Source organism: Xenorhabdus griffiniae, from assembly GCF_001028135.1.
GTDB lineage: Bacteria > Pseudomonadota > Gammaproteobacteria > Enterobacterales > Enterobacteriaceae > Xenorhabdus > Xenorhabdus bakwenae.
In genome coordinates, this window is record NZ_LDNM01000087.1 from 1 (window position 1) to 11,953 (window position 11,953).

Here is an 11,953-nt window from a genome sequence, read left to right on the forward strand (position 1 = left end):
TGTTAAAGAGCGTTGGCAACCGGAAGTACCTTCCGGGTTGCGAGGCTGCGTATCTTACGCTTTTCGCCTCGAGAGTCAAGCGATTATTTTCGCTTTTCCCTCACTGTCCTTCGCGGCCTGTTTCAGCTCGGCGTCGGTCTGTGGGGGCGCATTATAGGGTGTTTTTCAGCGCTGACAATAGTTTTTTTGAAAATAGTTATCGTTTGATGAATTACACAGCAAAATGCCACTTTATACCTAGATATGCACAGATTTATCCACGCATCGATATTTTGATAAAATTTATCGAGCATCACGCAAACGTTTTCGTTACAATCTGCGGAGGAAAAATCACCACGTGTTTTTTTAATATTGTTTTGAAATGTTATTGCAGAAACCATTTTTTCTACCAATCAGTGGATTTTCCCCAATAACACATTCTTGTTTTATGAAATTCAAGGGATCACACCAATGCAACAGCTTCGTCCAATCCGTCGTGCCCTGCTGAGTGTTTCTGACAAAGCGGGGGTTGTTGAATTTGCCAAAGCTTTATCCAATCGCAGTGTCGAACTGCTTTCAACGGGAGGCACTGCTCGTCTGCTGGCCGAAGCAGGATTGAATGTCACCGAGGTTTCTGACTATACAGGCTTCCCTGAAATGATGGATGGGCGAGTCAAAACACTTCACCCTAAAATTCATGGCGGCATCTTGGGTCGACGTGGACAGGATGATGAAGTGATGGGACAACACCAGATTTCACAGATTGATATGGTGGTTGTTAACCTTTATCCCTTTGCCCAAACCGTAGCAAAACCAGACTGCTCTCTGGACGATGCGGTAGAGAATATTGATATTGGTGGTCCCACAATGGTTCGCTCCGCAGCCAAAAACCACAAAGATGTGGCGATTGTTGTCAATAGCCAGGATTACGACAAAATTATTGAGGAGATGGATAACAACCAAAATTCACTGACACCGTCCACTCGCTTTAATTTAGCCATCAAGGCGTTTGAACACACCGCCGCTTATGACAGCATGATTGCCAATTACTTTGGTAAATTGGTTCCACCCTATTATGGTGAAACTGATCAACCATCAGGACGTTTCCCCCGCACGCTGAATCTCAACTTCATTAAGAAGCAGGATATGCGTTATGGTGAAAACAGCCACCAAGATGCAGCTTTCTATATAGAAGACCAAATCGCAGAAGCTTCAATTGCTACGGCAACCCAGTTACAAGGTAAAGCACTTTCTTATAACAATATCGCGGATACCGATGCTGCACTGGAATGTGTAAAAAGCTTTTCCGAACCAGCCTGCGTCATTGTCAAACACGCCAATCCTTGTGGCGTTGCGATTGGTTCTGACCTCCATACCGCCTACGATCGCGCTTTTAAAACCGATCCTACTTCTGCATTCGGTGGCATTATTGCTTTTAACCGTGAACTCGATACCAACACTGCTCAGGCTATTATTGAACGTCAATTTGTCGAAGTCATCATTGCGCCTTCTGTGAGTGAAGCAGCGCTGCCGATTCTGGCAACAAAACAAAATGTTCGCGTTTTGGTGTGCGGCGAATGGCATTCGCCCGTTGCCAGCTTGGATTTCAAACGTGTCAACGGCGGTTTACTCGTACAAGATCGCGATTTAGGTATGGTGACAGAAGATAACCAGGTTGTTGTATCCCAACGTCAGCCAACGGAACAAGAGAGGCAAGATGCCCTGTTCTGCTGGAAAGTCGCTAAGTTCGTCAAATCCAATGCGATTGTTTATGCTAAGGATAATATGACCGTGGGTATTGGCGCCGGACAAATGAGCCGTGTTTACTCTGCCAAAATCGCTGGTATTAAGGCAGCCGATGAAGGATTGGAAGTTCAGGGCTGCGCCATGGCTTCAGATGCCTTTTTCCCATTCCGTGATGGTATTGATGCCGCAGCCGCTGTAGGGGTGAGCTGTATTATCCAACCCGGTGGTTCCATTCGTGATGATGAAGTGATTGCCGCTGCCGATGAACACGGTATCGCCATGATTTTCACTGGCATGCGCCATTTTCGCCATTAACAATTTATGTCTTATTAATAGGAGACTCAGATGAACATATTGGTTATTGGCAGTGGCGGAAGAGAACATGCATTAGCCTGGAAAGCAGCGCAATCCCCTCTGGCAAACAAAGTTTATGTCGCACCAGGTAATGCGGGCACCGCATTGGAAGCTCATTTAGAAAATGTGAACATTGCCGCGACAGATATTGAAGGGTTGCTGGCATTTGCCCAAAATCATGATATTGGCCTGACCATTGTTGGGCCTGAAGCGCCACTGGTTATCGGTGTAGTTGATGCTTTCCAACAGGCAGGTCTGACGATTTTTGGCCCGACAAAAGCGGCTGCTCAATTGGAGGGTTCCAAAGCTTTCACCAAAGATTTCCTTGCCCGCCATCATATCCCTACAGCGGCCTACCAAAATTTCACCGAAATTGAACCCGCACTGGCTTATCTGGAAAAAGTAGGCGCTCCAGTCGTTATCAAAGCTGACGGTTTGGCTGCCGGTAAAGGTGTAGTCGTTGCCACAACCCTGGATGAAGCACAAAGCGCTGTCAAAGATATGCTGGCAGGTAATGCATTTGGTAATGCCGGGCATCGTATTGTCATTGAAGAATTTCTGGCAGGCGAAGAAGCCAGTTTTATTGTCATGGTGGATGGCAAAAACGTGGTTCCTATGGCAACCAGTCAAGATCACAAGCGCGTAGGTGACGGCGATACAGGGCCGAACACCGGAGGAATGGGGGCTTACTCCCCCGCGCCGGTCGTCACGGATGAGATCCACCAACGAGTGATGGAAAAAATCATTTACCCTACCGTGAAAGGAATGGCGGCTGAAGGCCATACCTATGTGGGTTTTCTTTATGCGGGATTGATGATTGATAAACAGGGTGAATCGAAAGTGATCGAATTTAACTGTCGATTTGGTGATCCCGAAACCCAACCTATCATGATGCGTCTACGTTCTGATTTGGTCGAACTGTGTCTTGCCGGAGCCAAAGGTCAGTTGGGTGAAAAAACCTCTGTATGGGACGAACGCCCTGCCTTAGGCGTCGTACTGGCGGCGGGCGGTTATCCGGCCAGTTATACCAAAGGTGACGTTATCAGTGGATTAGATAAGCCTGATGCCGATGAATCTGACATCAATGAAAAAGTCTTCCACGCAGGGACAGCCCTTAAGGATGAAAATATTATCACCGCGGGCGGACGTGTCTTATGTGTGACTGCCTTAGGCCGCGATATTGCAGACGCCCAGAAAAAAGCTTATCTGAAAGCCGAACAAATTAACTGGGAAGGGGGCTTTTATCGTAAAGATATTGGCTACCGAGCCATTGCCCGTTTGAAATAGCTCAAGCTAAGCCGGCGGAAGGAACAGAATTACAGTTTATCTTTCGTCGGTTCCCAACGACAAAAATCATCATTGGCGACCAATAATAACTTTTTGCCTTCAGGCGAATCCAACCATGCAATAGTCAGTAAACCGGAACGATTGCTTTGCCTTTCTTCGAGCCATCTCTGTGCGTGAGGCTCAAATTCAATGAATAATTGTTTTCCTAAACAGGTGGTAACTCGCCCATTCTGCCAATGCCCTTGTAGCAACTTAACCTTATCTGCAATTAAAGTATCACTGATTTTTTCTATCTGTTTAGCATCAAATTTCAGACGAGCCACATCATCATCGGACAACGGTTCATTGCTTTTTTGCAATTGCCGTAGCATAAAAATGACAGAATTATCTTGGGAGATACGTAATGTCTCTGCGATGGGCGGATTATCAAACACATTGCGGCGAATTTGCCACAAACTGCCATGACGATATTCGTAGAAAGTCACAACGGTGTCTTTATTATGGGGAGCTTTATTGTGGTAGGGGCTGTAAACACTCATGATAACCTGAGGTTTACTGTTTTGATCGTTTAAACGCCATAAACGAATCACGCCGTTATCAGTCACAAAACCACTGGCGCTGAAAAGAGGTGTTGTTGGCTGAATCGAACAGGCGCTGAGCAAAGAGATGAACCCTAATGCTAACAGCCCCTGTAGAATCAACAAAAGGGGTTTATTTGCCCCTCTTATTTTTTTTCGCAATTCGATTACTTAACTGCGTCTTTCAGTGCTTTACCAGCGGAAAAAGCAGGCACGTTTGCTGCTGCGATTTTAATTTCTTTACCAGTCTGTGGGTTACGACCAGTACGCTCTGCACGATGATTAACTTTGAAAGTACCAAAGCCTACCAGCTGCACTGCATCACCATTTTTCAGAGATTCAGTGATTGCATTCAGAGTTGATTCCAGAGCAGCTTTAGCCTGGATTTTGGTCAGGTCTGCGCCTGCTGCAATTGCATCAACTAATTCAGTCTTATTCATAGATTATCCTTACAGTGTGTTTATCGTTTGCAAAGCATCGAGTGCGACGGATATGCCGATTTGACAGCACCCCTGCATACACGCACCGATAGCCACTTCTTTTCGCCCTCCAATGTAGAACAGAGTGAGGGCAAATGTGAAGACTTTAAATACGGCAAATCAAGCACTAAGTCACGTTTTATAAGTTATTGCGCCAAATTTATGCCGATATTGCTGACTTCCGCCTCACGGAGATCAGTCCTTAATCCTTTAATTAATTCGATGTCCCGTTCTTCGCAATCTGCCAACAAACGGTAAATCTCCCATTGAATGTCCCATTCTTCCTCAATGGCAGGTAATACTTTTAACTCATCCTTGGTCATTTCTCTACCGGCCTGCGTCATTTCCAGCATAGCAACAGTACGGATGGATGTTTCACTGACGGCTATTGCATGTTCTAACGTCGAGCCACTCAGACGAGAATGAATGACTTCACTCAATGCAATGCACGCATCAATCGCCGGATACACACCATAAATATCATAATCTTCCGATGATGGGATAATGGCTTCCAATTTTTCCAGCTGATTATCAAAATTCACTTTTACATCTTTAACGACCAAAATTTCCCACACAAGATCCAGAATGCGGCGATATTGTACAGGGTCTGCAAATCTGCTTTGGAGACAAAATGCCTGATAATTTGGATACATCCGCTCACATAGACTAGCCATAAAAGTCAAATGTTGCCAACTTTCGAGTTTCTCCAACCGCAGATGGATCGGGTTTCTTAACATTGGTCGTTACTCATAATGCCTAATTTGCGTCGAAGTTTACCTGAAAATCAAGAATATCCACACTTTTCCGCCACAATTATAGATTTTTCTGCATTGTTTGCTTAAAAAATAACCTATTTGAGGCAATCCCGTCCGCCCAACGGGTGGGTTCAGGCAGTTTATATCCCCCCATACACTGCTCAACCCAAAAGACCGCACTATCAATACTGATCTTGTGTCCAGGGGAAATATAGAGCGGATTGCATCTTTTTTTGCTTCTCAATACGACACCAATCTGTTCACCGTGATCCATCAGTGGCTGACGATCACCCAGAACCTCTCCTACCTGCGCATGTTCACCACACAAACGGCTTTTTGCCACCCCAATGGTGGGAACATCCACGAAGACCCCAAAATGGCTGGCGATACCAAAACGCCGAGGATGGGCAATGCCCTGACCATCCACCATCACCAAATCAGGCCGCAAACTTAATTTTTGCCATGCAGCTATCAGTGCAGGATATTCACGAAATGAGAGTAAACCGGGGATATAGGGAAGTATCGTATCAATTCTGGCAATTTGGTATTCAACCAATTCCAGTGAAGGATATTGCAATACCGCAATGGCGGCACGGGTTACCGTACCGCTTTTTTCAAACCCAACATCAGCACCCGCAATGAACTTCGGCGTAAAATCTGGCGTGAAAGCCCCAGAAAAAGCATCATGGCGGATAACCAGCCGTGATTTCTCTATCTGTTCCTGACGTAATGCCTTTGTATCAATCATAGAATCATTGATGGTATTTTACTGAAAGCCGATGTACTGCTTCAACGAATGCGCCTGCGTGTTCTGGCGGAACATCCTGATGAATACCGTGCCCCAAATTGAAAACATGCCCACTGCCCACACCAAAATCTTGTAAAATTGTCGACACTTCTTCTTCAATTCGTGCTGGCGGGGCATATAACATGGACGGGTCCATATTACCCTGCAAGGCGACCTTATCTCCAACGCGCCGACGCGCATCAGCCATATTCGTTGTCCAATCCAAACCAAGCGCATCACATCCTGTCGCCGCCATCGCTTCAAGCCACTGCCCTCCCCCTTTGGTAAACAGGGTCACAGGCACACGACGGCCTTCATGTTCGCGGATCAATCCATCAACAATTTTATGCATGTATTGCAGGGAAAACGCCAGATAATCTCGATGAGACAAAACCCCACCCCAGGTATCGAAAATCATGACAGATTGAGCGCCAGCTTTTATTTGCGCATTCAGATATAAAATAACGCTGTTTGCCAATTTATCCAGTAACATATGCAATGTAGCAGGCTCCGCATACATCATGGCCTTAATTTTGGTGAAAGCCTTACTGCTTCCGCCTTCAACCATATATGTGGCCAATGTCCACGGGCTACCAGAAAACCCGATCAAAGGCACTTGTCCTGCCAATGCCTTACGAATAGCCCGCACGGCATCCATAACATAGCCTAACTCCAGTTCGGGATCAGGCTCAGGCAATTTTTCTACATCAGCATGATTCTGAATCGGAGAATGAAAACGTGGCCCTTCTCCCGTTTCAAAATACAGCCCTAATCCCATCGCATCAGGAATAGTCAAAATATCAGAAAACAGGATAGCGGCATCCAGCGGAAAGCGGCGTAAGGGCTGGAGAGTCACTTCACAAGCCAATTCGGTGTTTTTACATAACGAGATGAAATCTCCCGCCGCCTGACGCGTAGCTTTATATTCAGGTAAATATCGACCGGCCTGACGCATCATCCATACCGGGGTGATATCGACGGGCTGACGCAATAAGGCACGCAGATAGCGGTCGTTTTTCAACTCATTCATGACAAGCTCCCTTGATTAATTTATGCACGACAAACACACGAAAAAACTGGCGCAGTTTAACATGCCTGAAATTGAACTTCTGGCATAACCTCCCATAACGTGATGATTACTGATGACGACATAACGCCACCGTATCTTCAATTAAACGGCGAGCAATCGTATCAGGAGGAGGAATCAAGGGAAGATTATCATAACGGTGCCAATCTGCACTGATCAGTTCAGCGGGGTCAATATTGATTTCACCGCTCTCATAATCGGCCAGAAAGCCTACCATCAATGAATTCGGGAAAGGCCATGGCTGGGAGGCGACATAACGCAAATTACGGATCGTAATTCCGCTCTCTTCCATCACTTCACGATGCACAGTCTCCTCCAGCGTTTCCCCCACTTCAACAAAACCGGCCAGCACGGTATGGACCCCATTGCGGTGACGCTGGTGTTGTGCCAGCAAGATATGGTCATCACGGCGAATACCGACAATGATGCTGGGCGCAATTTGTGGATAGTAATGTTCGTGACAGTGGTGGCACAAACAAGCCCATTCACGCTGGCTATGCTGCATCTCATGACCACAGTAACCACAATAGTGATGTGAACGATAAAACTCAGCCAATTGAACACCACGCCCAACCAACTGAAATAACTTAGCATCCCGATCAGCAATTAAACGGGGAGAGGACATATCTGAAACCATTTTCTGACGAACTAACCAGACCGTCTCCCCCAACCACTCACCGATGGGTTTTGCCATATGGCCTTGCAATGACCATTGACCGGCCGTACCTAAAGGTAACTCTCCTTGTGGTAGCCAAACCCGATTCTCAAGACTGACAATCCACCAGCCTTGTTCTCTACCTGTCAGTTTTTGTTGCATAATCTGTTCCATCATGGGTTATGTGATTTATGACGTCTTCAATCTCGTTATAGTAACCGCACTGGTGAATACTCTTCTTAAATAGGCGTCACAGTAATGTCAAAACAAATGCGCCCAAAAACGGGGTTGTAGTTTTCACAATCCCCTTTATACTTTGGGGTGTTTTTTCTTGTCGGAGTGCCTAGCGTTCAACGTATATCACGATGGACACAGGCTGAGACCGTTAATTCGGGATCCGCAGAACCTGATCGGGCTAATACCCGCGAAGGGAACAAGAGTAATCACTCCGCTGCCAGTATTTTGTACATTTATGCAATCATGTACAAATACCAATCAGCCCCAACCATTACTCCCTGCGAGCTCCAGACAAGCAATTTTCTCAACTTAAGCCTGATCAACAATGAGACAGGCGATAACACAGTCAGGAATTTGCTATGTCTAAGTCCAACAATATCGTTATTTCGAATACGGTTATTCCAACGGCTGATATCTCGCCTAAAGCCCATCCAGCGAGGCCACGTAAGGTTCAAAGAGATGCGGCACAAGCATTTATCCATTCCGTTCAAGGGGTCACATTTCCCAATTCAAAGCGCATTTACCTTGAAGGCTCACGCCAAGATATTCAGGTTCCTATGCGTGAAATCCAACTTTCTCCCACATTCATTGGGGGCACGAAAGAAAATCCCCAATTTGAGGCAAACGAACCTGTCCCGGTTTATGACACTTCCGGCTCTTATGGCGATCCTGCTGCCATACTGGATGTAAGGAAGGGTTTACCTAAGATCCGCCAGCCGTGGATTGATGAACGCAATGATACCGAACCGGTTTCAGCCCTCAGTTCTGATTTTACCCAACAACGCCTTGCTGATGCCGGATTGGATCACCTGCGCTTTCACCATCGTCCACATCCACTGAAATCCAGGCAGGGCAAGTGTGTCACCCAATTGCACTATGCACGTCAGGGGATCATCACACCAGAAATGGAATTTATCGCCTTGCGTGAAAATATGGGGCGCGAGCGCATTCGCAGTGAAGTCTTGCGCCAGCAACATGCAGGGCAAAGTTTCGGTGCCAACTTACCGGAAAACATCACAGCCGAATTTGTCCGTCAGGAAGTTGCTGCCGGCCGTGCGATTATTCCCGCCAACATTAATCATCCTGAATCTGAACCGATGATTATTGGTCGCAATTTCCTGGTGAAAGTGAATGCCAATATCGGTAACTCCTCCGTCACCTCCTCTATTGAAGAAGAGGTGGAAAAACTGATCTGGTCTACCCGCTGGGGCGCAGATACCGTGATGGATCTCTCCACCGGACGCTACATCCACGAAACCCGCGAATGGATACTACGCAATAGCCCGGTTCCCATTGGTACTGTGCCGATTTATCAGGCACTGGAAAAGGTCAACGGCATCGCAGAAAACCTGACATGGGAAATGTTCCGCGATACCTTGCTGGAACAGGCCGAACAAGGCGTGGATTATTTCACTATTCATGCTGGCGTGCTGCTACGTTATGTCCCGATGACCGCCAAACGCCTGACCGGTATTGTTTCCCGTGGCGGCTCAATTATGGCGAAGTGGTGCCTTTCCCATCACCAAGAAAATTTCCTCTACACCCACTTCCGCGAAATCTGTGAAATTTGTGCGGCCTATGACGTCTCCCTCTCTTTGGGGGATGGGTTGCGTCCTGGCTCAATTCAGGATGCCAATGATGAAGCCCAATTCGCAGAATTGTATACTCTTGGCGAGCTGACCAGGATCGCATGGGAGTACGATGCTCAGGTCATGATTGAAGGACCCGGGCATATCCCAATGCAACTGATCCGCCGTAATATGACGGAAGAACTGGAACACTGCCATGAAGCCCCATTTTATACTCTGGGACCATTGACGACCGATATCGCCCCAGGTTATGACCATTTCACCTCTGGCATCGGCGCTGCCATGATTGGCTGGTTTGGCTGTGCCATGCTGTGTTATGTCACGCCCAAAGAACACCTCGGGCTGCCCAATAAAGAGGATGTCAAACAAGGCCTGATTACTTACAAAATCGCAGCCCATGCGGCAGATCTCGCCAAAGGCCATCCGGGCGCACAAATCCGTGACAATGCGATGTCAAAGGCGCGGTTTGAATTCCGCTGGGAAGATCAATTCAATCTGGCACTTGATCCTGACACCGCCCGCGCCTATCACGATGAAACCTTACCGCAGGAATCCGGCAAAGTTGCCCACTTCTGTTCCATGTGCGGGCCAAAATTCTGCTCAATGAAAATCACCCAGGATGTGCGCGATTATGCAGCAAAACTGGAACAGGAAGCGGGTATGGAACAGATGTCAGAAGCCTTCCGTTCCCGTGGCAGCGAACTCTATCACAGTGCGGAGGAGGTGACGCATGAAAAATCAGCCTGATACCTCAACGCTTCCACAAGCCCCCTTTGCCCCCTTTGCCCCAACAATGCACCGATTGGGGCTTTATCCGGTGGTGGATTCCCTGACGTGGATTGAGCGTTTACTGGCAGTCGGCGTCAAAACCCTGCAATTGCGCATCAAAGACCAGCCGGAAGAACAGGCAGAGAAAGATATTCAGTTCGCCATTGCGCTCGGTCGCCACTATCATGCCCGATTATTCATTAATGATTATTGGCGTCTGGCCATTAAACATCAGGCCTATGGCGTTCATTTGGGACAGGAAGATCTCGACATCGCGGATCTCCATGCCATCCAGCAAGCCGGATTGCGTCTGGGCATTTCTACCCACGATCAACAAGAACTGGCGCGGGCAAAATCCCTGCGCCCCTCTTATATTGCACTAGGGCATATTTTTCCCACTACCACGAAAGAGATGCCCTCATCACCACAGGGCCTTGAAGCACTCAAACATCAGGTGGAGATCACCCCAGAATATCCTACCGTCGCCATTGGCGGTATTTCACTGGAGAGGGTGCCGGAGGTGGTGGCAACGGGAGTCGGTGGCGTGGCACTGGTCAGTGCGATTACAAAAGCGAAAGATTGGCGGCAGACAACAGCCAGATTGCTTCATCTGGTTGAGTATCAAGATCGGGGGCTTTTATGTTAAACGATCAAGAATTTATGCGTTACAGCCGCCAATTACTGCTGGAAGACATTGGTCCCGGAGGACAAGAGAAATTAAAAGCCAGCAAAGTGCTGGTTGTCGGTTTGGGGGGATTAGGATCGCCGGCTGCGCTCTATCTCGCGGCCGCAGGGGTAGGAAACCTTTATCTGGCAGATGATGACACGTTGCATATCTCAAACCTGCAACGCCAAATTATCTATCGCAGCGCAGATATTCCTGCCAACAAAGCCCAATTAGCCGCAAAACAACTGGCTGAACTAAACCCACAAATCCATATCACTGCACTTACTGAACGGCAAGATCGCAAATCTTTGGTTAACGCTGTCAGCCAAGTCGATTTGGTCTTGGATTGCTGCGACAATATGGCAACTCGCCATGCCATCAATGCCGCCTGTATTGCAGAAAATAAACCTCTCATCAGCGGCAGTGCCGTCGGTTTTAGTGGACAATTAATGGTATTGACTCCTCCCTACCAGCACGGTTGCTATGCCTGCCTCTATCCTAATCAAGAAGAACCTCACCGAAATTGTCGGACAGCCGGTATCTTAGGCCCTATCGTTGGGATCATCGGCACCTTGCAATCATTGGAAGCCATAAAAATGCTGACAGGTCTTTCTTCTCCCTTAAACGGAAAACTCCGGCTGTTTGATGGCAAGCAGCAAAGCTGGAGCACATTACAGCTTACCCGTTCATCACAGTGCCCAATTTGTGGTGCTACCAGACAAACCGATAAAAAGCGGTTAGGAAAAGAGGTCGCATGAACATTATCGTCAACGATCAACCCATGACACTGAGTGCCCCCATGACAGTGCAACAATTTCTGGAACATCAATTGCTGGAACCGATAGAACGCCCGCAATCAGGTACTGCTTTGGCTATCAATCAAACCATTATTCCGCGTTCAGAATGGCAAACCCATCAGATTAATGACGGGGACACTATCTTGCTGTTTCAGGCCATTGCGGGTGGCTGATATTGTCGGAGGTTA

At 47.4% G+C, this 11,953-nt stretch carries 12 protein-coding genes and 1 riboswitch; of the genes, 6 read left to right on the forward strand and 6 right to left on the reverse strand.

The genetic code is table 11. The features are described 5' to 3' along the window. Positions 1-450: 450 nt before the first annotated feature. Together purH and purD are read left to right on the forward strand one after the other, a co-directional pair. Positions 451-2,040 carry a bifunctional phosphoribosylaminoimidazolecarboxamide formyltransferase/IMP cyclohydrolase gene (gene purH, locus AAY47_RS15465; RefSeq protein WP_047771027.1) on the forward strand — a complete coding sequence of 530 codons (1,590 nt, stop codon included), beginning with the start codon at positions 451-453 and terminating at the stop codon, positions 2,038-2,040. A gap of 30 nt (positions 2,041-2,070) precedes the next feature. Continuing rightward, positions 2,071-3,366: a phosphoribosylamine--glycine ligase gene (purD, locus tag AAY47_RS15470; protein ID WP_047771028.1), complete on the forward strand. Its 1,296-nt coding sequence runs from the start codon at positions 2,071-2,073 to the stop codon at positions 3,364-3,366. 29 nt (positions 3,367-3,395) lie between these two features. Here the strand turns inward: purD and AAY47_RS15475 are convergent, their stop codons facing one another. The 6 genes from AAY47_RS15475 to nudC all read right to left on the reverse strand — a co-directional run bounded on the left by AAY47_RS15475 (position 3,396) and on the right by nudC (position 7,869). Continuing rightward, a complete protein-coding gene (locus tag AAY47_RS15475; RefSeq protein ID WP_369813279.1) occupies positions 3,396-4,070 on the reverse strand; it encodes a DUF1481 domain-containing protein in 675 nt (224 codons plus the stop codon). Between the two features lie 41 nt (positions 4,071-4,111). After that, positions 4,112-4,384, reverse strand: coding sequence for a nucleoid-associated protein HU-alpha (gene hupA / locus AAY47_RS15480; protein WP_047771029.1), 273 nt, complete (start codon positions 4,382-4,384; stop codon positions 4,112-4,114). Between the two features lie 185 nt (positions 4,385-4,569). Further along, entirely contained in the window at positions 4,570-5,160 is a 591-nt protein-coding gene (locus AAY47_RS15485; RefSeq protein WP_047771030.1) for a YjaG family protein, read from the reverse strand. Positions 5,161-5,236: 76 nt separating this feature from the next. Then, positions 5,237-5,926 (reverse strand): deoxyribonuclease V, encoded by a 690-nt coding sequence (nfi, locus tag AAY47_RS15490; protein WP_047771031.1) that lies wholly within the window; start codon positions 5,924-5,926, stop codon positions 5,237-5,239. Between the two features lie 4 nt (positions 5,927-5,930). Further along, complete coding sequence (gene hemE, locus AAY47_RS15495; RefSeq protein WP_047771032.1) at positions 5,931-6,995, reverse strand: uroporphyrinogen decarboxylase; 1,065 nt, start codon at positions 6,993-6,995, stop codon at positions 5,931-5,933. 106 nt (positions 6,996-7,101) lie between these two features. After that, on the reverse strand, positions 7,102-7,869 hold the full coding sequence (gene nudC, locus AAY47_RS15500) for an NAD(+) diphosphatase (RefSeq protein ID WP_200897796.1): 768 nt from the start codon (positions 7,867-7,869) through the stop codon (positions 7,102-7,104). A gap of 163 nt (positions 7,870-8,032) precedes the next feature. Next, positions 8,033-8,157: riboswitch (TPP riboswitch) on the forward strand. 146 nt (positions 8,158-8,303) lie between these two features. Between nudC and thiC the strand changes: the two genes are divergently transcribed. From thiC to thiS, 4 genes are read left to right on the forward strand one after another with little or no spacing between them, the layout of a single operon-like run. Continuing rightward, complete coding sequence (thiC, locus tag AAY47_RS15505; protein WP_047771033.1) at positions 8,304-10,280, forward strand: phosphomethylpyrimidine synthase ThiC; 1,977 nt, start codon at positions 8,304-8,306, stop codon at positions 10,278-10,280. Further along, entirely contained in the window at positions 10,264-10,947 is a 684-nt protein-coding gene (gene thiE / locus AAY47_RS15510; protein ID WP_047771034.1) for a thiamine phosphate synthase, read from the forward strand. The genes thiC and thiE overlap by 17 nt, the downstream gene beginning before the upstream one ends. Next, positions 10,941-11,726 (forward strand): HesA/MoeB/ThiF family protein, encoded by a 786-nt coding sequence (locus AAY47_RS15515; protein ID WP_047771035.1) that lies wholly within the window; start codon positions 10,941-10,943, stop codon positions 11,724-11,726. The genes thiE and AAY47_RS15515 overlap by 7 nt, the downstream gene beginning before the upstream one ends. Then, entirely contained in the window at positions 11,723-11,938 is a 216-nt protein-coding gene (gene thiS / locus AAY47_RS15520) for a sulfur carrier protein ThiS (RefSeq protein WP_047771036.1), read from the forward strand. The genes AAY47_RS15515 and thiS overlap by 4 nt, the downstream gene beginning before the upstream one ends. Positions 11,939-11,953: the final 15 nt, after the last annotated feature.